We start from the raw sequence: 23,044 nt of genomic DNA on the forward strand, positions 1-23,044 counted from the left end.
GGTTTTCAAGCACTTAATGATGATCATAATCGCTAAATGGCATAATCACTCTGTTGCGTTTGCTCTGAAGTGAAGATGAGGCCTGTTTGTGGTATGATACGAGTGGTTGCGACTGTAACCATATTATCCGAAAAAGTAGGTTTGTCCGATGCACTTATTATCTGTTGAACATATAACGAAAAGCTATGGCGAGAAGCTATTATTCGAAAATGTCACCTTTGGCGTTGAGGATGGCGACAAAATTGGCATCATAGGCGTGAACGGGACGGGAAAATCGACCTTCCTCAAGGTAATTGCCGGATTAGAACAACCGGATTCCGGTACGGTTTCCATCGGTAACCGGGTATCGGTGCGCATGCTGGCACAGGACCCGGCGTTTGCGCCGGACGAGACGACGCTTGAGCATGTGCTTGGCGGCGATTCGCCGCAGCTTCGGGCCGTGCAGGCTTATGCCGCGGCGCTTGAGGCTATTGAGCTGAAGCCGAATGACGAAGCGCTGCAGGAGCAGCTGATTAAAGCGAACCAGCGAATGGATGAGCTGGATGCGTGGCAGCTCGAGAGTGACGCTAAGATGGCGCTTTCGAAGCTTGGCATTAATGATTACGAAGCGAAGGTAGAGACACTCTCAGGCGGTCAACGCAAGCGGGTTGCTATGGCAGCGGCGCTGCTGCTTCCATCCGATATCCTCATTCTCGATGAGCCCACAAACCATATTGATAACGATTCGGTTGCGTGGCTGGAAGGCATGCTGCAGAAGCGCAGAGGAGCATTGCTCATGATTACGCATGACCGTTACTTCCTCGATCGTGTCAGTAACCGAGTCATTGAGCTCGATAAAGGGCAGGCTTATTTCTATCAAGCCAATTACAGCCGGTTTCTCGAGCTGAAGCTGGATCGGGAAGAGCGGGAGGCGGCATCGGAGTCGAAGCGCCAAAATCTGCTGCGCAATGAATTAGCGTGGATTCGCCGGGGGGCGAAGGCAAGAACGACGAAGCAGAAGGCGCGGATCGACCGGTTTGAAGCGTTGAAGGCGGATGCGCCGAAGCAAGCGGGCGGTAAGATGGATGTATCTGTAGCTTCTACCAGACTCGGCAGAAAGATCGTTGAGATAGAAAACGTAACGAAGAGGTTTGGCTCGCGGACGCTCATCCGCGATTTTAGTTATATTGCGGTCCCTGAGGATCGTGTCGGCATCGTCGGACGCAACGGAAGCGGGAAGTCGACACTGTTGAAGCTTATTACCGGACAACTGACGCCGGACGAAGGGACCGTCGAGCTTGGCGCTACGGTTAAGCTGGGATGGTTCTCGCAGGAGCATGAGGAGATGGATCAATCGCTTCGCGTTATTGAATATATACGCGAAGGCGCGGAGCAGGTTAAGACAGCAGACGGCACGACGATAACCGCAGGTCAAATGCTGGAGCGTTTTTTATTTTCGCCGACGATGCAGTGGACCCCGATTTCGAAGCTTTCCGGCGGTGAGAAGCGTCGTCTGCAGCTGCTGCGCGTTCTCATGAATGCGCCTAACGTTCTGCTGCTCGATGAGCCGACGAATGATCTGGATATATCAACGTTAACGGTGCTCGAGGATTATTTGGACGATTTTCCGGGCGTGGTGTTCGTCGTCTCCCATGACCGCTACTTCTTGGATCGCACGGTTGATAAAATAGTGGCGTTTGAGGGTGAAGGCGTCATAACTCACCACACGGGTAATTATTCGGACTATCAAGCCTTTGTGGAGAAGCAGAGTGCAGCTGCTCCGGCGGCTTCTGCAGTAACGAAATCAACATCTGCGCCTGCAGTCGACAAGGCTGCGGCAACGAAGCCTTCCGGGAAAGAGCGGGCCCTCAAAATGTCCTATAAGGAACAAAAGGATTATGAGCAAATTGACGGATGGATAGCTGATGCGGAAGCGGAGCTTAGCGCAATTGCCGTAAGCATGGAGAAAGCAAGCAGCGATTCCGCACGGCTGCAGGAGCTGGCGGCAGAGCAGCAGCAGCTTGAAGCTAAGCTGGAGCAGCTTATGGACCGCTGGACGGAATTGAATGAATTGGCGGAGCAAATAGCTGCTCAGAAATAACGGTTATACGATGCTTGCGGAGTAGGCTTGCTTATTTTAAGGGAGGCTGGTTTATCGATGAGCGCTAATGAGATTCGCAATATTTATTGTATAGGCCGTAATTATAGACTTCACGCATTAGAGCTCGGCAACGAAGTGCCTGAGGAGCCGCTAGTTTTCACGAAGCCGACCCACGCTGTTGTACCTATGGCCGGAAACATCGTCGGGCTTCCGGGAAATATGGGCGAGGTGCATTTTGAATTGGAGATCGTACTCCGAATCGGACGTGCTTATGAGCGGGACATCGATACCGAGCTTTGCATTGACGCGATGGCGCTCGGGCTTGATTTGACGCTGCGCGACGTGCAATCGAAGCTGAAGGCGAAGGGACAGCCTTGGCTTGCGGCAAAAGGGTTCAAAGGCTCGGCTCCGCTTGGCGAATGGTTCGCTTATCCTGGGGCAGCTGCGCTTGCTGGCAGTGAATTTGTGTTAATGCACAATGGGGAAGAGGCTCAACGGGGTAACCCGGCCGATATGCTATTTAACGTCTCTGAGCTTATTATGTATGTTGGCGAGCACTACGGTCTTGGAGTTGGGGACATCATCTACACGGGAACGCCGGCAGGCGTAGCTGCTTTGCATGACGGCGATCAGCTCCAAGCGGTTTGGGCTGGCACGACTGTCGGAAGTTGTTCGGTTAAGCTTGTATAGAGTAAAAACCCGTCATGCGCTGAGCATTTGTTGCTCTATCGCCTGACGGGTTATTTTTTTGCAAAACGGAAGTTAATATTTATTTATCGGGTGAAATTTTCGTATAGCTAAATAGTCTTGTTATCGTCCGTTAAAAGCGCTCAGCATCCACACATGCTTCTCAAGCGTCGTATGAATGGCGAGCAGCATATCGGCTGTCGTCTCGTCGCCGGCTGCTTGCGCAGCTTGCATGCCTTCCTTAAGCTCGCCGATGACGGTAGTGAAATCGCCGATTAGTTGATCGACCATTTGAACCGCGTCTTCTTCGCCGGATGCTTCCTTGATGCTTGAAGCCGATAAGTAATCGCTCATTTTCGCCATTGGCTGACCTTTCAGCGCCAGTAGACGTTCTGCGATCTCATCCACATGAAGGGCCGCTTCCTCATAAAATTCTTGAAATTTCGCATGCAGCGTAAAGAATTGAGAGCCCTTCACATACCAGTGGTAATTGTGCAGCTTAATGTAAAGCACGCTCCAGTTTGCGATTTGCCGATTTAAATGCTCTTGAATAGTAGTCATATTTATCATCCTTTCTGAAGATAGTCTGCGCTACAAATAGTTTGCGGATACGAGAGAGATAAGAATTTCTGCATCTGTAATTTAAATTAGACTAATTACTTATTTATAATTATTATAAAATACAGAGCTTTTGTCAAGTCGTTATGAGCGGCAAAATGTCACAGTGGAGACAAGGAAAGACAAGCCCCTGCAGGGGGCTTGTTTTTTGTGTGGTTATGAATAAATCAATTAATTATTAAGATTATTAATACTACAAAAGAATATTGACTGCAAGCGCTTCCAGTACTATAATCATTAATAAATTAACCATAACATTAATTAATTTATGGGGATTCCTGTTTGGTACCGGGAGGTGGAAGTTTTTTTGCAAGCGCTTTATATGAAACTGTAACACATTCATTTAGGGAGGAATTTATAATCATGAAACAATTTGTTAAAAAACCGGCATTATTGTTTTTCCCCCTGCTCGCATTTATGCTGCTCTTTCAAGCTGTAGCCATGGCAGTTCCCGCTCCGCCTCCTAGCTATCCCATGTACGACACGGCGAACATCAACAACGAAACCAAATGGAACATCATGAATGTGCATGACCCGGAGGTCATCAAAGACGGCGGATTTTACTGGATGTATTCCACCGATTACAAGGTAGGCGGAACAGCTACGCCCGGTATTCAAGTCAGACGCTCCACGGATCTGGTGAACTGGTCCTGGTACGGCTACGCCTTCAGCGGCATGCCGGCCGGAGCCAAAAGCTGGACCGGCGTCGACGTGATCTGGGCTCCTGAAATCGTGAAGATGGGGAGCACCTATTACCTCTATTATTGCGCATCCCAATTCGGTACACGGACCTCCTACATCGGCGTGGCCACCTCCAGTTCTCCTGCAGGGCCCTGGAGCGATAAGGGGGAAGTCTTCAAAACAAAGGATGGGGACAGCTATCAGGCCAATGCCATTGACCCGAACATCATCTTTGACGCTTCCGGCAACCCGTGGATGAGCTATGGCTCCTTCTTCGGCGGTATTTACGTGAACCGCATCGATGCCGCAACGGGCAAATTAGTTACTTACGGTCAAGGAACCCTCATTGCCAAACGCGCTTCCAGCGTAAACGGCGGCGTGGAGGGTCCAAATTTGGTTTATAATACGTCGGATCAAAAGTATTATTTGTTCACCTCCTACGACAGCTGCTGCAGCGCATTCGACTATAATGTCCGCGTGGGACGCTCCTCCAGCATTACCGGCCCATACGTGGATTTTAACGGAAACGCGCTGACCAATACGACGCTGGCTCCATCAGAGGTCGGAACCAAGGTTTTAGGCAGCTACGGATTCAGCGGGGCCGACGGCTGGTATGGGCCCGGGCACAACACCATTCTGCAGGACGGGACCAACTGGTATATGATCCATCACGCGCGTGGAGAGGCAGACAAGAACTGGACATATCTGCACGTCCGCAAAATGATGTGGGTGAACGGCTGGCCCGTCGTATCCCCGGAGCGTTACACCGGCGAAACTGAAACGACCTTATCCGCGAACGTAGTTGCAGGCAATTGGGAGTCGATCGTGCTGGACCGTGGCAATAACGGAAAAATCACGTCCACCTCCGTAGCCCTTCTCGCCAGCGGCAAGATCGGATCGGAATCCAGCTCCAACTTCTGGGAGTTTACCGCTCCTAATACGCTTAAGCTGAACTGGTACGCACCCGGTCAGGCTCCGGGGGACTATTGGATCGATACGGTGAAAGTGATGGAGTCGTGGGATTGGGAGAAAAACCGCCGAACTTACGTCTACTCCGGATACAATCAAAGCGGTACCGCCATCTGGGGCAAAAAAATGAACGAGCCTGTTATTTCCGGAGCCACTTACAAGCTGATCAATGTCGGCAGCAACAAGGCGCTGGACGTAGCCAACGGCGGGACGGCCAACGGCACCAACGTGCAGATTTGGGAAGACAACGGCTTTAACCCGCAAAAGTGGACCATTACGAAAAATTCCGATGGGACTTACAAGCTGCTTAACGTCGGCAGTAACAAAGTGCTGGATGTAGCGAACGGCGGTACGGCCGACGGCACCAACGTACAGATTTGGGACAGTAACGGACTGTCTGCACAGAAATGGAATATCAATCTGAATACCGACGGCACTTACACATTGGTGAACACCGGCAGCGGCAAGGCGCTGGATGTGGCAAACGGAGGAACCGCCAACGGTACGAACGTACAGATTTGGACCGGCAACGGCTTTGCCTCCCAGAAGTGGCAGCTCATTGCACAGTAAGAGCCGCTTATAAGCTCATGAGCACCGGACTGCCCGGCGGGTTTTCGTCCATTTATCCATAAACCAAAAAACCAGCGGTCCAAGGACATTTCCTTGAACCGCTGGTTAGCGTTATTTTCTATTTAACAGCTGCTTCGCTAGTAGTGACGCCGCTGGCAGCTTCCGCTTCCGCGAGCATAAAGATCGTCAATATAAACATCGCGTGCGACCAGGTGAGCGGTACGACCCAAGCGGTTTCGCCTGTTTTTTTGTCAACCTGCTCGGGGAGCAAGCCAGTCTCGGTACGGTGATCGAGCGCCCACTTGAGCAAGCGCTTAGCATCATCGATGCTTCCGGTCTGGATACGGTAGTGGGCGAGCCATAGCGTCGTAAGGATCCATGGATTGCCGCCGATATAAATGTCATCCTCGTAGCGTTTGATGCCGCCGACACCCGGGACGGTTAACGCGGCTTCCACAGCATCGGCGGTTCGGCGCATATAGTCGTGATCTGCCGGAACAGCGGCGAATGGGACGGAGATACCGAGCAAGCTGATGTCAAGGATGGGATCGTGAGCGAGTACATGTTTTTTGTAGCCTTTATTGGTTACCGTAATATGACCGGCAGCGCCGCCGGCGAGAGCCTGTTCATATTTAACCGCATTAACGGTAAGGTTAACGCCGCGATAGAAGCTGCCTAGCTCCTCATTCCAGCAGAGCTCAGTAATCGCGGCTGCAATCCGCTCAGCCGCAGCTGTCCACTCGGATGCCAGCTCAGGTCTGCCAGCCAGCTCAGCAAAACTTGCGGCTGTGGTCAAGCCGCCATATACAGCAGCGGAGGAGTAAGTATGCGACGCCTCACGCTCTTCCCACAGGTCTATGCTCGGCTTAGGCAAGCCGCTTTCTGCATCCAGGTAGCTGATCAGGAAGGAAGCGCCTTTCTCTACAGCCGGCCATACTTGCTCAGCGAAGCGGCTGTCCTTTTTCTCCAAATAATGCTGCCACATTCCCCATAGGATGGACGAGCCTTCATCGATTTGCAAGCCCCATGACGGAGCTAAGCTGCCGTCGTGATAGTGGCGCTGCTGCCAAGAGCCATCCGGCGATTGGGCCGAAAGCGTCCATGCATAGAAGCTGTCGGATAGCGATCCAAGACCTGCTTTATCAAGCGCGGTTGTAATGAATGCGGCATCCCGGCCCCAACAGAACGAATAACCGCCGCAGCGTTCAAATTTTTCGTCGAACTCAGGAGCGGCAATAATGCTGCCCGTTTGTTCATCGGACATAAGCTTAAACATAAGCAGCGAGCGTTCGTACAAATCAGAAATCTCGGCATCATCAATGGGGCAGGGCGCTGCCGCCGCCAAGTAATCGCTCCAATATGCCGTCGTTTCCGCAATCCATTCGGAGCTTGCTTTGCTCTTCGCATTACGCATTTGCTGCAGCGCAGTTGCTTCATCATGTCCAGCCGCAATGTAGACGGGAATCGTTACGGAAGCGCCGGCTGCCAGCTGTTCTATGCTCCATTTTAAAGCGCCGTCCGGTCTCATATCGATTCCTTTACCGTCTAGCTCGCCGTTTTGAACCGATTCCCACGCTAGCCCTGCTTGATACTGAGTGCATACGTTTGCACTTGAAAGCGCAAAATAATACTTATGGCGGAAATGAACCAAAGAGTCATCATCTGCGTTAAACAGGGTCGTGTTATAAAGCTGATTTTCGCTCATAAGGAAAGAAGAATGAAGGACAAACGAAAATGAAGCAGGCTGATCGCTTACGTTAGTGAATGTATATTCGCGTACGATGAGATCATGACCGGGAACGGCGAAATGTAAGCTTTCAATTTGAAGGGGCTGCTGGTCGGAACATGCGTTTACGCGCAAAATATTCGTTTTTGAAACGTATGCAGCCTCATGAGTCCAGCCTTCCGCCTCTTCATCAAACCATGAAACGGCGGATTGCTCCCATTGAATACCTGTGCGGACCGCATCGACATGCTGCGGCAAGTCAATATTCGGCCACCATAGGCGATACATCTTTCCTGTGCGGCCGAGTGATGCCAGAAACTTGGAATTGCCGATAATAGCATCCACTAAAAACGGTTTTTTGTCCGACAATGCTGTCAACTCCTTTTGGATACGGTTTGTATGGATGATTCGCGAACGATCAGTCTATGCGGAATAATCATTCGGCTTTGATGTACAGTTTCTTCTTGAATAAGTCGAATTAGCATTTGCGATGCCGTGTAGCCAAGCTGATACGTTCCGATATCAATAGAGCTGATCGGGGGTGTCGCAAGCTCGGACAGAGCGATGTTATTGAAGCTGACGATACTGAGATCTTCGGGCACCTTGTAGCCAAGCTCGGTTAAGCCCCGTAATACGCCGAAGCCGACAACGTCGTCAATGACGACTAAGCCGCTCGGTCTCTCGGGCAAGCCCATCATGAAAGACATGGCGCGATAGCCGCTCTGCTGCAGAAATTCGCCTTCAACGATCCATTCCGAGCGTACCTGCAGACCCGCATCGTTCATGGCCCGGCGATAGCCCGCCATCCGGTCGTGCGCCACCGTTAATGCAGGCGGTCCGCTGACGAAGCCGATTCGTTCATGGCCTTGGATGATCAAATGCTGCGTCGCATCATAGGCTGCTTGTTCATTGTTGTTGTCGACAGATAAAATATTCGGATGATCTTCCGTTCGCCCAATTAATACAGTAGGGAAGTTGTGTTTATTCAATAAATCGATTAATGGGTCATTCACGCGTGAAGATAACAAAATAACGCCGTCAACTCTGCGCCCGAATACGAGACGGGATACCGTTTCTGTCTCATCGTGCGGGGAGGTGGCTGCCGTCAGCAGCATATCATAGCCCGCCCGTGTCGATTGTGCCAGTATTCCGCGCAGCAATTCACCGAAGAAAAAATCCTGAAACAGCTCTTCGGCAGGCCGGGGCAGCATAATCGCGAGTGTCTGAGTCGTCTTTGAAACGAGACTCTTCGCCATCACGTTCGGATGATAGCCCATTTCCTCCATAAAGCGCTTTACCTTTAATGAGGTTGCTTTACTAATTCTAGGGTGATTGGAGACGACCCTGGAAACCGTAGAAGGTGACACCCCAGCTGCTTTTGCAATATCTTTAATGGTTACCATGATAAATTGAGCCCCCATCGCGCAATCGTTTGTGCTTTATATGCTTCATCCTAATGCAACTGTTGTCTAAATGTAAATATATATCTTCGGAAAGCGTTTCACAAATGTTAAAAAACTGAATAAGAAAGAGAAAATAGGCGGAAATAACAGATAACCTATTATTTTTGCTGAATATTGAACTGTGCAAACGTTTTAACAAACCCCATTCCCTGTTGTATGATGAAAACACGAATATAACGCTTACAAAACAATTCTACTAGCATAAAACTGTGTGAAATGGCAATTTATCCGATTCCACAGCATTTTCTAGCGATGCTTGTACAAACGTTTGCGCGGATTGTGATCCAGGCTTTTAAATAAGAGCATGTAGATCCGAGTCCTGAACGCTTATTGTTTGTATAATAACAGCATTTTATGAAAGTGAGCTAAAGGAATGGTATGGACGGCGCTATTTCAGAAAAGGCATGAAACACATTATGGAGGGGGATTACCTAGCATGAAAAAGTGGTTTGTAATGTCATTAATCGTTGCCTTGTTTATCATTTCCGCTTGCGGCGGAGCGAATAAAGGAGGTAATACAGAGGGCGCTGGAAACGCAACGAATGCTCCGGCAAACAATACTGCAGCGGGTAACACAAATGAAGGCGCTGCCGATGCCGAAGATATTACTCCAGAAGAGGGCGCATCGCTGCTCGTATGGGAAAGTAAAGAAGAGCGTCCATTCGTAGAAGCAATCGCGAAGGAATTTACGGAGAAATACGGTATTGAAGTGAGATTCGAAGAGGTTGGCGCAGCGGATCAAGTAACGAAGCTGACAACTGACGGGCCTGCAGGCCTCGGCGCTGACGTTGTTGTTTTCCCTCACGATAACCTGGGCAGAGCGGTAACGGCTGGGCTTGTATTGCCGAACGACTTCTATGAAGAAAAATCCAAAAGCGAAAACTCCGAAATCGCGGTAAACGCGGTAACATACGACGGTGTGCTTTACGGCTACCCCCGTTCGATCGAAACATACGCATTGTTTTACAACAAAGCACTAATCAAAGAAGCGCCAAAAACGTTTGACGAAATCGTAGAGTTCGCAAAAACGTTCAATGATGTGCCTAACAACAAATACGCTCTTATGTGGGATGTTGGTAACTTCTACTTCAACTACCCGTTCATCTCCACAGGCGGATATGTATATGGCGACAACGGTCAAAACAAAGACGACATCGGCCTTAACACGGAAGGCGCAATCAGCGGCGTGAAATACTACGGCTCCCTGAAAAACAGTATCCTTCCTTTGAATTCCGGCGACATCACTTACGATATCAAAAAAGGCTTGTTCACAGGCGGAACGCTTGCAATGGATATTAACGGTCCTTGGACAATCGCGGATTACAAAAACGCAGGCATCGATTTCGGCGTGGCTCCGCTTCCAAGCATCAACGGTCAACCGGCATCCTCCTTCTCCGGCGTTAAAGCTTGGTACGTGAACCAATTCTCGAAATACCCGCAAGCTGCACGCTTGTTCGCAAGCTTTGCTTCGACAAAAGCAGCTCAACTGAAGGATTTCGAATTGACAGGCGCAATTCCAGCTAACATTGAAGCAACAAACGATCCATCTGTTCAATCGAACGAAATTGTTAAAGGCTTCGTTGCTCAGTTCAACCAATCGACGCCAATGCCTTCCATCCCGGAAATGGGTAACGTATGGAGCCCAATCGCGGCAGCATTCGCTGACGTATGGAACTCCGGCAAAGACGCGAAAGAGGCTCTTGATAACGCCGTACAGCAAATTAAAGACGCAAATAACGGCGCAGCGGCAGCAAAATAATACGGCAAGCCCGGATCTCACCCGTCGAATTGATTCGGCGGGTGAACCGATGTTTACTTCATACGCGCCAAAGGCCGGCTTCTGCCGTTTACGCTTATGACGCTTACTAATCGTTTTCTCAAATGAAAGGAAGGGAGCCAGGCGGTATGAATCGTCATCGCAGCATAGCGGCTATTCTATCAGTACTCTTCATGGGTCTTGGCCAATTGTATAACCGGCAATTCGTTAAGGGCTTGCTATTAATAGCTGTCAACGCGACAGCGCTTATATATCTTGTACCGAATATAGGCAAGGCTATTTGGGGTGTTGTTACACTAGGGGAAAAGACGCAAGGGCTTAAAAAAGTAGGCAGAATCAATGTTCCCGTTCCAGGGGACCATTCCATTTTCCTGTTGATAAGCGGTCTGATAACGATTCTTATTTTTGCGATATTTATGACCATCTACATTATGAATATTCGCGATGCTTACCGGAACGGAAGCTTGAGAGATAAAGGCATGGCTGTTCCAGATTTCAAAAAGACGTGGGCCTATGTGACGGATAAGAATTTTCCGCTGTTAATGTTGGCGATTCCGGCTCTGGGCGTATTATTTTTGACCATTATGCCAATTGTCTTCATGATCATGCTTGCTTTCACCAACTATGCATCGCCTAATCATATTCCGCCGAAAGCGCTTGTCGACTGGGTGGGCTTTGAGACTTTCGCCAATCTGTTGACGCTGAAAACCTGGAGTCATACCTTCATAGGCGTATTTACATGGACGATTGTTTGGGCGGTTATCGCTACGGTTACCACTTATTTCGGCGGCATGCTTGTTGCGCTGCTGATTGAGTCGAAGGGCGTTCGTTTGAAAAAGCTCTGGCGGACATTATTCATTATTCCGTACGCCATCCCGCAGCTTATTTCGCTTCTCGTTATGCGTAATCTGTTCAACGGACAATTCGGACCGGTTAATCAGTACTTGGGCTATTTCGGTCTAGGCAAGCTGCCTTGGCTGACCGATCCGTTCTGGGCGAAGGTTACCGTTATTTTGGTAAATATGTGGGTCGGCATTCCGGTGTCGATGGTGCTTATTTTGGGCGTGTTGACGGCAATTCCGAAGGATCTGTATGAAGCGGCGGATGTCGACGGGGCATCCGGCTTTCAAAAGTTCAAAATTATTACCGTTCCGTTTATCCTGTTCTCAACAGCACCGATTCTTATTATGCAGTTCGCCGGAAACATTAATAACTTTAACGTTATTTTCCTGCTTACGAACGGCGATCCGGTCAAAGGCGATTATCAATTCGCCGGAAGCACCGATTTGCTCGTTACGTGGCTGTATAAGCTGACGCTGAACAATAGCCAATTCAATATGGCTTCCGCAATCGGCATTATCATATTCTTGATCGTGGCGTCCTTCTCCATATGGAACTATCGCCGCTCGCGGTCATTCAAAGAGGAGGATATGATCCAATGAAAATGGGGCGCAAAACTGCAACCTTCATTCGACTGACGCTAAGCTATTTGGTTCTGATCGCAATCGCCGTATGCGCGATTTATCCGGCTCTATGGGTGCTGCTTTCGTCCTTGCGTCCGGGAACGGCTCTGTTCAGTCCGAAGCTCATACCGGATACATTCACGCTGGCGCATTATAAGGAGTTGTTTACGAATCCAAGCTTCCGCTATGGGGTTTGGTATCTGAATACGCTCAAAATCGCAACGCTGACGATGATTTTCTCAACGATTCTTACTACGCTAAGCATGTATGCTCTTTCGCGCTTCCGCTTCCGCGGCCGCAAAAACACGCTTACGGTCATGCTCGTTCTCGGCATGTTTCCCGGCTTCATGAGTATGATTGCTATCTTTATTTTCTTATTGCAGCTTAATTTGCTCGACACCCATGCGGCGCTTATTCTCGTCTATTCGGCGGGTTCGGTGCTTGGCGGCTTCGTTGTCAAAGGGTTCTACGACACCATTCCGCGCAGCCTGGATGAAGCGGCACGAATTGACGGTGCATCGCATACGCAGGTTTTCATCAAAATCATGCTGCCGTTGTCGCGTCCGATGCTCACTTACGTGGCGCTGACTACGTTTACGGGAGCATGGGTCGACTTTATTTTCGCGAGGTTGGTGCTTCGCAGCAAAGAAAACTGGACGCTTGCGGTCGGGATGTGGGATTTGGTTAACTCGTACCAAAACAGTAACTTTACGCTATTTGCAGCCGGAGCCGTATTAATTGCCATTCCGATTACGCTCTTGTTTGTCTTCCTTCAAAAGTTCTTGGTACAGGGCTTGACGTCCGGCGCCTCGAAGGGATGATGGCATGATTCACGATCGGTTACGTTACGCTGGTGTGGTGCTGCTCTGTTCGATTATGCTTGCCGTATTCACTGCCTGTACCTCGAATGAAGGTAACCATGCAGGGAATGAGGCATCTCCTCCTTCAAAAGTGAACGAAGCAGCGGACAACGGTGCAGGCGGGGAGCCTGCCGCTGCCTCCTATGAGATAGATGAACAGCCCGGCGGGGTATATTATGAGATATTTGTCCGTTCCTTCTACGATACGAATGGCGACGGCATCGGCGATTTGAACGGCGTAACCGCTAAGCTAGATTATTTGAAGGAGCTTGGCATCGGCGGTATTTGGCTTATGCCGATTAACGCCTCACCAAGCTACCATGGCTACGATACGACCGACTATTATGCGGTTAATCCGGAATATGGCACGTTGGATGATTTAAAGAAGCTGTTGGACGAAGCGCATAAGCGTGATATTAAGATCATTATGGATCTTGTTGTTAATCACACGAGCAAGGAGCATCCATGGTTTAAGGAAGCGCTCGCCGATGAGAACAGTCCTTACCGCAGCTGGTATACATTTGCGGGAGCGGAGAACCAAGTGAAGGCGGACGGGGCGGTAGGCGGCGACCCTTGGCATAAATACGGAAGTCTTAAGTATCTGGGTGTCTTCTGGGAAGGGATGCCTGACCTCAACTTCGATGAGCCGAAGGTTCGCGAGGAAATGATTAAGATCGGACAATATTGGCTCGCGCAGGGCTTAGACGGGTTCCGGCTGGATGCGGCAAAACACATCTACGGGGATTTCGCATCGACGGCAAGCACGCCGGACATACAAGCGGCCAACAAAAAATGGTGGCAGGAGTTCCGCACGGGAATGAACGAGGTGAATCCGGAGGCGTATTTAATCGGCGAGGTGTGGGATTCACTGACCGTTATCGCTCCATATTTCGATCAAGCGCTTAACTCGGCGTTTCACTTTGATTTAGCGGACCGTTTGCTCAGCGCGGCGGACAGCGAGCAGGATGCCGATCTTGCTTTTTCGCTCGGCCGTGCATACGGCGTTTATGAGAAATCATCAGGCGGTACTTTCGTCGATGCGCCGTTCCTCAGCAACCATGATCAGAATCGTGTAATGACCGTGCTGAACGGCAATATCGATCATGCCAAAATGGCTGCGTCGCTGCTGCTGACGCTGCCGGGTACGCCATTTCTGTATTATGGCGAGGAGCTTGGCATGAAGGGCGCTAAGCCGGATGAGTACATTCGTGAGCCGATGCTGTGGTATCGCGACCCAAGCGGCGGCGAAGGCCAGACGACTTGGGAGCAATCGCGCCACAATGCTGAGGCTGGCGCGGTGTCGGTTGAATCGCAGACGGCAGATGGGCAGTCTATGCTTAGTCATTACCGCACGCTAATTGGATGGCGCAACGAAGAGCCGGCTTTACGTGACGGAGGTATAGCAGAATTCAAGCTGCAGCCTGCTAATTCAAAGCTGAGTGTCTATGTGCGCGTCACAGAAAAAGAACGTGTGCTCATCGTACATAATTTATCGGGCGAGGAGCAAATGACAGAACTACTGCCTTCCCAAACGTACGGCGTATTCAAAGAAATCACACATTCGTCAAGCGACGGCTCGCAGTTGGAAGAAAGCAAGCTGACGCTGCCGGCTTATAGTACGGTAGTTCTTAAATAGTTTACGAAAAAGGAAATGCCTATTGTAATTGGCGTTTCCTTTTTTTGCGTTAAACCCGCTATTTGAATTGTCTGATCGACTTCATGCGGCTGTAAGCTATGATGCCCATAAGGAGCATGGCTGTGCCGCTTATCGTTATAATAATTGCTGGTCCATAAAGGTCGGAAAGAGTAGAAAAGACGGCTAGACCGATTGGAGGTGCCACACTCGTTAATGCACCGAGCAGACCGAACACTCTGCCTTGCAAAGCAGGATCAATGACGACTCGAAGAACGATATAGATGATGGTCGTGCTGAACGAGAACAGGAAGCCTACTAGTAAAATGAACGGCAGGGCAATCGCTGCACTAGGTATCTGGGCAATAGCAATGAATAACGGTCCCATCAGGATCGTACTTCCTATGATCCATTTGCCTCTGTTTTTTAAACGATGATCGAATCGCATAATGAGGATGGAGCCGGCCACGTAACCTAATGGGATACAGGCTTCCATCAAACCGAATACGAAAGGCTCCGCCTTCCACACCTGAACCGCCATCACTTGAATAAGCATAAACGTAGACAGGAAGAAGAACATGACAAGCGGAAGCAGAATGACGGCGGCTCTGGCAAAAGAATCATTCCAGACGTAGCGGAACCCGTCTAGTAAATCTTGTTTAAATGATGCTTTCGGCTTCGTGATGTCCTTGGCAGCCGCATAACGGAATTTGCCTGCAAACAGCAGAAGGATGGCGGACAGCAGGAAGGTGACTGCATCAATTGCTATTGCAAATACGCCTCCGAAAGCGGCGACCGCAATACCACCGAGCGCGAAGCCTGATATACGAATTATATTATCTGCAACGCTGATGGCGGAAGCGGCCTGTGTCAGCTGCTCCTTGCCAACAATATCGAAGAGAGAAGCTTGAAAGGCTGGCGTACGAAGCACACCGGCGAAAGCAACAATACCGGTTAAAATAACGATAAAAATAAACGGTATACCCGGCAAATAGATGAGGACAGCGATCGCAGCGACAAGTACAAAACGGACGAGATCGGTTGCCCACATTAATGTGCGGCGGTCCGACCGGTCGGCGATAGTGCCGGCGAATGACCCGAACAGCATGCTGATAACAAGATGAGTTATAAGTACGACGGACATGAGCTTAGCGCTTCCGGTCGTTTGCAGCACCCACAGGTTAAGCGCGATGCTGTGAAAGGTATTCCCAAGCAGTGATAAGCCGTAGCTGGAGAAGACGAACATAAACGTGCGGTTGCGCCAAATGGACATTGTACCGGGTCTTTGCTGCCGGACGGCGGATGCGTTGGTCTCTGAATTTTTTGCTAGTTCAAGCATAGTGATTCCTCCTTGATGTTAGTGGTGTGAAGCGTAAGCACAAGCGTAAGCACAAGCACAAGCGCAAGCAGCTTTTTGAAAATAGACCACGCGGGCTACAAACGGAACATACAAACGAATGACTTAAACGTTTAAGTTATTAAAATAAAAGGCAGAGTTTACTCTGCTTAACTGAGGCTACTTTAAGTTCACCATTCACCATCCGTCATCAACGCTGCACCATCCATCATCCACGGTGCACCATCCATCATCCACCATCCGTCATCCACGTTGCCCATCCATCATTCACGATGTCCGATTAGCGGTAAATATAGGCGCTATTTAACCTTACAGAGCTCCGTATTCCTAAATAACGGTAATTTATGGCCTTATTATAGTCATTCTGAGGTTAAAGTGGGTAAAGTGCTTTTTAAAGCCAAATAGGTCCAATTTTTACCGTTATTATTTGGAAAAAGCGCATTTCAAGATGAATAAGACCACAAATTTCCGCTAGTTGGTTACTAGAAAAGGGGCTGCTCGGCGACGGTATTTAGCTAGCTGCCGATATGTTGGAGTAATACAAGGTACGGCCGCTACCTTTGACTAGCTTTTACTTCAATATATTTATGTTCAGGACCATTCATCGGATTGTCTAGAAGCTTCATCATAAGCTGAAAAGCTTCCTCGGACTTCCGATTATCATACTGAATCCGATTCACTGCTATCGGCAGGATTTCAGGGCAATCTGCGGTGCAAATGACGGAAAGCTTTGACGGGTTAACATACTTGGCTGCGATCGCCCCTACGAGCTCGTTCAGCACAATACCGCCTTTCTCCGCATTCTGTTCAAGAAACCGTTTGAGCTTCTCTTCATCTTCCATAACATGAATCAATCTTGGATCAATGCCGGTTCTATAGCGAATAGATTGAGCAAGCTCTGCATTGTTAAAGCTGTCAATAATGACATAGCCCGGTTCCAGCAGGGAGGAGGCCTTTGCTTTTGAAAAAGCATCCTCATAATCATAATTCACTTTATAGAACAGTGAATCCTCAATGATACTATCAACGACGATCAGCGGCACTCCTACTGAAAAATGGCTTGAAATCAGATGGAAGTTTTCCTGTTTCACGTCTACTACAAATACCCCATCCAGCTTGCGTTCCGATATAATATCGAGCTTTGGATTGGTGGCATCAAGGCTGGACAGGACGACATGGTAGCCTCGATCCGTCAGAAGCCGCTCAAGCCGATTAACAAATGAAGAGTAACGGAGCTGTCTCCAAATACCTTCGTTATCTACCCGGTTGATGAGGATGCCAATTAGCCCAGACTTTTGCTTTACCAGCGATCGGGCAGCCAGATTCGGAACGTAGTTCAATCGCTTTGCAGCGTCCAGCACCCGACATTTTGTTTCATCCGGGATTGTCTGATTTGCAACGTTGTTGAGTACATAGCTTACCGTAGCGACAGAAACATCGGCAGCCTTCGCAATATCCTTAAGCGTAGCTTTTTTAATGGGAATACAGCTCCTTAGTAGGGAAAACATTAACTTAATCGTTTAAGTTATTATGTCATGAACCATATGCCTTTGGCAAGAGGCTCGTGATTGCAGATGTAAGTCAAACGACTTACACTGGCACCTATATAACGAATTATGAATAATTTGTTATAGCTTCGTTTTTCAAGAAATGAGGGATTCATATCGGATTCAACAGTGATTACCTTGGAAAAGGGGTAAAAAGTGGAAAAGGTAAAGTTAATATAGCTGCTGAGAATGCTAATGCTGATAATTTACCGGATCTATTACAGTTCCTTGGGCAGTTGCTTGTCACGGCGGGGGATATCATAACTGCTGCGGGGCAAGCTCTTGCACTTGAGCAAGATCAGATGGCTCAAATTCAGTCACAAAAGGAACAACAAGAACAACTGCGCGAAAAGCAGCAAATGCAAATGCAAATTGAGCAGATGCAGAAACAAATTAATCAAATACAAAAGAACCTTAAAACTAAGTCATTATAATAGTTATGAGAAAGGGGACTGTCGACTCAATACGAGCCGGCAGTTTTCTTTTGCTTAAGGAAGTCAATTAATTACCGCATTAATAGTATAATATTGAGGGACAGAAGTGGGGCAAAACCATGGATTGGAGCTGTATGGATGTGACTAAAGCAAACATGCTTGATAACTTAAAGAATAAAGCAAGAAGTATGAAGCAGAACGTATTCGTACTTTACCTCTCTTACAGAGATCCTAGAGTCCCTTGGTATGCGAAAGTTTTTGCAATGTTAGTGGTTGCGTATGCTTTTAGCCCGATTGACCTGATTCCAGACTTTATCCCGATACTGGGTTATCTTGACGATATAATCATAGTCCCGATTGGAATAATGCTTGCGTTGAAAATGATTCCTGCGCCCGTTCTTCTCGATTGTAGAGCTAAAGCGGATGAGATTAGGAAAAACGGCAAGCCCAATAACTGGCTTGCAGGAGCACTTTTTATAGCAATTTGGGTATTGTGCGCGATATGGGGCAGCATTGTCTTATATAAAATGTTTATGAACTGAACAGTAGCAACAACGAGCAGGCTGCCGCAGCAGTCCGCTCGTTTTATTTTACAAAGACTTGTTTTTTGAGAAGCAATGGGGTGATAGCTAATGTGAAAAACTCCATAAAACGCTCACAAAATGATCCATACTATCACCAAATCGTTTGGAAAGTGAAATAGGGCGATATTCGATGACTACGGAAAATAGGCTTTGTTCCATCTAGTATGAATCACTAATAAATTATACTAAGCTTGCCCATAATAGTGAACAGGAGGTGTTAATTTGCCAATTAATTCTACGTCCTCAGGTGTAAGCGGCAGCCAGGGCACGACTCAAACCACTCCAGGGACGATTGCTGATGGGACTATCGGTGGAGGTGCTAAGTCCAAGACGCCCATATCGACGAAGCTCGAAGATAACCGACTTCGTATGGAAGAGGTTTTCCGCAATTGTGCCGATGTAACGTATTTACCCTGGAAGTTCGGTCCGAACATGTCGAGACAAGCGTTATCGATCTATTTTGACACGATCATTCAGAGAAAGAAAATAAATTATATGAAGACGGTTCTTCAGGATCTGGTCATGCATGAAGTCGGACCGGGGACGGAAGTGACAACGGAGAGCGTCATTCAGCATTTCGAAGATAAGGGTGTTTCAGCCGAGTCGGCGAGGTTGGTGAACGATTTTGAGACGGCTGTGGATAAAATTTTGGATGGTTTTTTGGTCATATTCTACGACGGATGGGACAAGGTGCTTATATTCGAAGCAACCGGCGTGGAAACGAGACAGATCACAGAGCCAGTAAATGAAATTGTTGTTCAAGGTCCAAGAGAGAGCACGGTAGAGAATATTAAAAAAAACATCGGTCTACTTCGTCACCGATTAAAAAGCACGAATTTTAAACTGGAAATAACGAGCGGCGGCGGCGAGACTCGAACGGAGATTGTATATGGTTATCTGGAAGGCAGTGTCGATCAGGAGCTGCTGGCAGAGTTTAAACGGCGCCTTGCCAAGGTTCAAGATATGGAGATTTTGGAGACATCTTATGTAGAGGAGTTAATTCAAGACTCGATGTATTCCCCATTCCCCCAATTCCGTTTCACTGAGCGTCCGGACGTTGCGGTTGCCGCACTGCTTGATGGAAAAATTTTGGTTTTGGTACAGGGGACCGGATCAATCTTGATTTGTCCGGGGCTGTTTGTGGAGCTTCTGCATTCGAGCGAAGATTATTATCAGCGAACGGTATATTCGACTTTGATCCGGTGGCTGCGCATCGTCGCCTTTTTCCTGGCTTTGATGCTCCCCAGCATTTACATAGCCTTGACAACATTTCATTCCGAATTGCTCCCTACGGTATTGCTGCTTGCCATTTTGGATTCGCGTGAAGGGATTCCGTTTCCGGCATTTGTCGAAGCGCTTATCATGGATTTTTTCTTCGAACTGCTTCGGGAAGCCGGGATTCGGCTCCCCCGTCCCGTAGGTTCAGCCGTAAGCATTGTGGGAGCTCTCGTCATCGGAGAAGCGGCCATCAATGCAGGACTAACTTCGCCGATTATGGTCATTATCGTATCGTTGACGGGAATCGCTTCTTTCTCCATCCCTAATTATAACATGGCGGTCGCCCTGCGCATTCTTAGGTTTCCGTTAATGGCGCTATCGGCCGCATTGGGAGGGTTTGGACTGGTATTCGGACTTTTGGCGATATTATGGCATATGACGACATTACGTTCGCTAGGCCAGCCATATCTGGGTCCGATTCAGCCGCTCCGGCCGCGCCAGCTGTTGGATGTCTTCGTTCGCGCACCGCTCATATACACGGACCGCTCTCCGCGCCGGAAACAAAGTTCCAGACCGGCGCCACAAAATTCCGAATGAAGAAAGAATGATAACTTGATGAAATGTCTTCAGCTGATTCTCGTTCTTCTGCTTATTTCGATAACACAAACCGGATGCTGGAATAGAGTTGAATTGACTGAAAAAGGGTTTATCATGGGAGTCGCGATTGACCAAATCAAGCCGGGTACAATCAAGTTTAGCGTCCAGCTGTACAAGCCGGGACAAATGGCCGGCGGCCAAGGAGGCAAACAAGATAATTCCTTTTTCAATATTGAAACCAGGAGCGAATCGATATTTGATGCCGTCCGCGATATTACGCTTCATCTCGGGCGAAGGGCCCAATTTAGTCATATGCGGGTCATCATTATCAATGAAAAAACAGCCAAACGGGAAGACCTTATCTCTCTTCTTGAATTTTTTTATCGGGATCATGAGCCGCGCTTAAATACGAAGGTACTGATCTCCGAAGGAGATGCAAGCGAGTTTCTGAAGATTAAGCCTCTAATCGAACAAACGGTCACTCAACAGCTAAACCGGATGCAGGAAATTGGAAACGTGGGAACTGGCAAAGTACCAGACGTTAACCTGCTCGAGTTATCTCAAGCCCTCAAAAGCCAGGTCCCCAATATTGCCCTCCCGGTAGCATCCAAAAAGAAGGATGTAGTGATACTAGCCGGCATGGCAATGATTAAAAAAGGAAAAATGATCGGAACTTTAAGGGGTAAACAAACTGAAAACGTCCTCATGCTCTCAGACCAATATAAATCGGGGGTCTTGCAGATCCCCTGCGAGAAAACAAGCAAAGATGCGAAAAATTCAACTGAAGCGGTAGAGATTCAAATGGTTAAAACGAAATTAAAACCGATTCTGAAAATGGATCCACTCAAAGTGAAAGTGGACGTTAATATTGCAGGAAATATTGGCGAGTTAAAGTGCACGAAGTTCGAAAAACGCGAGGACCAAGTGAAATTCCAGAAAAAAGTGCAGAAACTAATGGAAGAACGGCTTAAGGATACGATTCGATTCACACAAAAAGAAAAGATCGATTTAATCGGACTAGGCAATCAAATTTATCGAAGTAATCCAAAGTTATGGAAAAAATGGAAAAAAGACTGGGATAATCGCTACTCCACTGCCAAGTTTGAAGTTAAGGTCAAATTCGACATTCGCAATACGTTGAGTATTGTAGGAAAACCGTTATCCGACAAGTAGTGCATTCGAAGTCCGGTTTCTGTTCGTGCTGGGGTATTTCGCAGAAAATTCACAGCAACCATTGAGGAGGAACAACATGCAGGAAAAAATAATTGTTCTGCTGATCGTGTACATCCTTGCGCTTTCCGCCGATGTTATTAAATTGCGGAATTCCCCGTTGCGCGGAAGGATCATCTATTTGGGGATCATGGTCATTACGTTGTATTTTAGCGCCGATTATCTCCTTAAAGCCGAATTGCCGGATTTACATACGTTTGCCGATCTTCTTTTCACCAAACCGGCGAGGATGATCGTCGAATTTTTGCGAGTCGAACCGACATGAAGGATCAGGAAACGATTAGCACCACGCAAATGGCGACGTTGTATTTTGCTTATATAACCGGTTCGGCCTTGATTGTCATACCCGGGCCGCTTGTTACAATGTCATTGAACGCGGCATGGTTGTCGATTTTGATTTCGCTCGGCATCGGCATCGTGCTGCTGAATATCATGTTTTATTTGCATCGCCGGAATCCCGGGTTAACCTTTATCGGATACAGCAGCAAGACGATCGGACGTTGGCCCACCGTGATCCTTGCCTGTTTCATGTTGACCATGGCGCTGCATATGGCATCCGGAATTATTATTGACGTTTCCGGTTTTATGACCAGTATGATGCTGCCGGAAACGCCGGATTACGTGTTCATGGGGATGCTTTACCTTCTTGCCGCATTTTTTCTGCGCGGAGGTATAGAATCGATTGCTCGCATGTTTAGCGTATTAGTCGTAATCGTCATGATATTTTGGGCTTTAGTATTGGTCCTGTTGATTCCTCAATATCATCCGGAGTTTTTACGTCCGGTTTTTCCTGAAGGCATCAAGCCAATGCTGCTCGGAACCTATTTGACGTTCGGATTTCCTTATGGAGAAGTGGTTTTGTTCGCTATGGTGCTGCCTTTCGCACGGGCCAAACAATCAAAACCTCTCAAAAAGGCCATGGTCTGGGCGATGGTGATCAACGGCGCTGTTTTAATCATTTCAACCCTTTGTACGATTATGGAACTCGGACCGATGGCTTCGGAAAAAAGGTTCTCCGTTTTTGTGCTCGCACAAATGGTCGAAGTCGGCGACATTATTGAAAGGATCGAAGCCGTTGTGGGCATGGCCATGCTCGCGGGTTCTCTTATGAAGGCGACAATAACGCTGTATATTATTCAATTGATTCTAACGGAACTGTTCGGGCTGCGCAACGATCGTTTACTGACGAATCCGCTTTGTGTAACTGCTCTATTATTGTCGCTAACCTTACCGGCAACACTGCACGAATGGGAGGAAATGGTGCTTGTCGTACATCCGATCTGGGTTGCAGCGGTTTATGTGCTTCCGCTTCTTATCGTCGCTGCGGTCGCCTTCTTTAAAGATCTTCTGGCAGATTCGACAAAGGAAGAGGCTCCTTCAGGAAATGGCTCTGAAGGAGGCAGCGTGAAATGAAACGTACAAATCATGATCATGTAATGTGGTAACATATGTTGAAACAGAAAGGCAGTGGCGAATTTACACAAGCAAGCGGAGGATTTAGACGCAGTCTACTCCTTGATTCAAAGTTTTGAGTCTTCTTGTCAGACTAT

General features: G+C 48.2%; 18 protein-coding genes. 13 read left to right on the top strand and 5 right to left on the bottom strand.

What is annotated here, in order from left to right; translation table 11 throughout:
* Positions 1-148: 148 nt before the first annotated feature.
* Both DFP97_RS00690 and DFP97_RS00695 read left to right on the top strand, forming a co-directional pair.
* Positions 149-2,080, top strand: coding sequence for an ABC-F family ATP-binding cassette domain-containing protein (locus tag DFP97_RS00690; RefSeq protein WP_114378064.1), 1,932 nt, complete (start codon positions 149-151; stop codon positions 2,078-2,080).
* A gap of 57 nt (positions 2,081-2,137) precedes the next feature.
* Positions 2,138-2,770, top strand: a complete 633-nt coding sequence (locus DFP97_RS00695) for a fumarylacetoacetate hydrolase family protein (RefSeq protein ID WP_114378065.1) — start codon at positions 2,138-2,140, stop codon at positions 2,768-2,770.
* Between the two features lie 120 nt (positions 2,771-2,890).
* On the opposite strand, the gene DFP97_RS00700 is transcribed toward DFP97_RS00695, so the two are convergent.
* Positions 2,891-3,328: a Dps family protein gene (locus DFP97_RS00700; RefSeq protein ID WP_114378066.1), complete on the bottom strand. Its 438-nt coding sequence runs from the start codon at positions 3,326-3,328 to the stop codon at positions 2,891-2,893.
* 420 nt (positions 3,329-3,748) lie between these two features.
* Here DFP97_RS00700 and DFP97_RS00705 point away from each other — a divergent pair, with 420 nt between their 5' ends.
* On the top strand, positions 3,749-5,605 hold the full coding sequence (locus tag DFP97_RS00705; protein WP_181873298.1) for a family 43 glycosylhydrolase: 1,857 nt from the start codon (positions 3,749-3,751) through the stop codon (positions 5,603-5,605).
* A gap of 118 nt (positions 5,606-5,723) precedes the next feature.
* On the opposite strand, the gene DFP97_RS00710 is transcribed toward DFP97_RS00705, so the two are convergent.
* Positions 5,724-7,700 (bottom strand): glycoside hydrolase family 15 protein, encoded by a 1,977-nt coding sequence (locus tag DFP97_RS00710; protein ID WP_245975783.1) that lies wholly within the window; start codon positions 7,698-7,700, stop codon positions 5,724-5,726.
* 5 nt (positions 7,701-7,705) lie between these two features.
* The gene (locus tag DFP97_RS00715) at positions 7,706-8,734 is read right to left on the bottom strand and encodes a LacI family DNA-binding transcriptional regulator (protein ID WP_181873299.1); all 1,029 of its coding nucleotides are present in this window, start codon (positions 8,732-8,734) and stop codon (positions 7,706-7,708) included.
* Between the two features lie 496 nt (positions 8,735-9,230).
* Here DFP97_RS00715 and DFP97_RS00720 point away from each other — a divergent pair, with 496 nt between their 5' ends.
* From DFP97_RS00720 to DFP97_RS00735, 4 genes are all read left to right on the top strand, one after another.
* A complete protein-coding gene (locus DFP97_RS00720) occupies positions 9,231-10,553 on the top strand; it encodes a sugar ABC transporter substrate-binding protein (protein ID WP_114378067.1) in 1,323 nt (440 codons plus the stop codon).
* A gap of 146 nt (positions 10,554-10,699) precedes the next feature.
* On the top strand, positions 10,700-12,013 hold the full coding sequence (locus tag DFP97_RS00725; protein ID WP_114378068.1) for a carbohydrate ABC transporter permease: 1,314 nt from the start codon (positions 10,700-10,702) through the stop codon (positions 12,011-12,013).
* Between the two features lie 2 nt (positions 12,014-12,015).
* Positions 12,016-12,855 carry a sugar ABC transporter permease gene (locus DFP97_RS00730; RefSeq protein WP_114378313.1) on the top strand — a complete coding sequence of 280 codons (840 nt, stop codon included), beginning with the start codon at positions 12,016-12,018 and terminating at the stop codon, positions 12,853-12,855.
* Positions 12,856-12,859: 4 nt separating this feature from the next.
* Positions 12,860-14,530 (top strand): alpha-amylase family glycosyl hydrolase, encoded by a 1,671-nt coding sequence (locus DFP97_RS00735; protein WP_245975785.1) that lies wholly within the window; start codon positions 12,860-12,862, stop codon positions 14,528-14,530.
* A 58-nt stretch (positions 14,531-14,588) separates the two neighbouring features.
* Here the strand turns inward: DFP97_RS00735 and DFP97_RS00740 are convergent, their stop codons facing one another.
* A complete protein-coding gene (locus tag DFP97_RS00740; RefSeq protein ID WP_245975787.1) occupies positions 14,589-15,866 on the bottom strand; it encodes an MFS transporter in 1,278 nt (425 codons plus the stop codon).
* A 572-nt stretch (positions 15,867-16,438) separates the two neighbouring features.
* Positions 16,439-17,392, bottom strand: coding sequence for a LacI family DNA-binding transcriptional regulator (locus tag DFP97_RS00745; RefSeq protein WP_114378069.1), 954 nt, complete (start codon positions 17,390-17,392; stop codon positions 16,439-16,441).
* Positions 17,393-17,667: 275 nt separating this feature from the next.
* Between DFP97_RS00745 and DFP97_RS00750 the strand changes: the two genes are divergently transcribed.
* The 6 genes from DFP97_RS00750 to DFP97_RS00775 all read left to right on the top strand — a co-directional run bounded on the left by DFP97_RS00750 (position 17,668) and on the right by DFP97_RS00775 (position 22,907).
* On the top strand, positions 17,668-17,865 hold the full coding sequence (locus DFP97_RS00750; protein WP_114378070.1) for a hypothetical protein: 198 nt from the start codon (positions 17,668-17,670) through the stop codon (positions 17,863-17,865).
* 155 nt (positions 17,866-18,020) lie between these two features.
* Entirely contained in the window at positions 18,021-18,407 is a 387-nt protein-coding gene (locus DFP97_RS00755; RefSeq protein ID WP_114378316.1) for a YkvA family protein, read from the top strand.
* A 411-nt stretch (positions 18,408-18,818) separates the two neighbouring features.
* Complete coding sequence (locus tag DFP97_RS00760; RefSeq protein WP_114378317.1) at positions 18,819-20,264, top strand: spore germination protein; 1,446 nt, start codon at positions 18,819-18,821, stop codon at positions 20,262-20,264.
* 18 nt (positions 20,265-20,282) lie between these two features.
* Positions 20,283-21,437, top strand: coding sequence for a Ger(x)C family spore germination protein (locus tag DFP97_RS00765; RefSeq protein ID WP_114378071.1), 1,155 nt, complete (start codon positions 20,283-20,285; stop codon positions 21,435-21,437).
* A 76-nt stretch (positions 21,438-21,513) separates the two neighbouring features.
* Positions 21,514-21,759 (top strand): hypothetical protein, encoded by a 246-nt coding sequence (locus tag DFP97_RS00770; RefSeq protein ID WP_114378072.1) that lies wholly within the window; start codon positions 21,514-21,516, stop codon positions 21,757-21,759.
* Positions 21,756-22,907 carry a GerAB/ArcD/ProY family transporter gene (locus DFP97_RS00775; RefSeq protein ID WP_114378073.1) on the top strand — a complete coding sequence of 384 codons (1,152 nt, stop codon included), beginning with the start codon at positions 21,756-21,758 and terminating at the stop codon, positions 22,905-22,907. Before DFP97_RS00770 ends, DFP97_RS00775 begins: the two co-directional genes overlap by 4 nt.
* The last annotated feature ends 137 nt before the right edge of the window (positions 22,908-23,044 follow it).

This window comes from Paenibacillus prosopidis, assembly GCF_003337375.1.
Taxonomy (GTDB): Bacteria; Bacillota; Bacilli; order Paenibacillales; family Paenibacillaceae; genus Pristimantibacillus; species Pristimantibacillus prosopidis.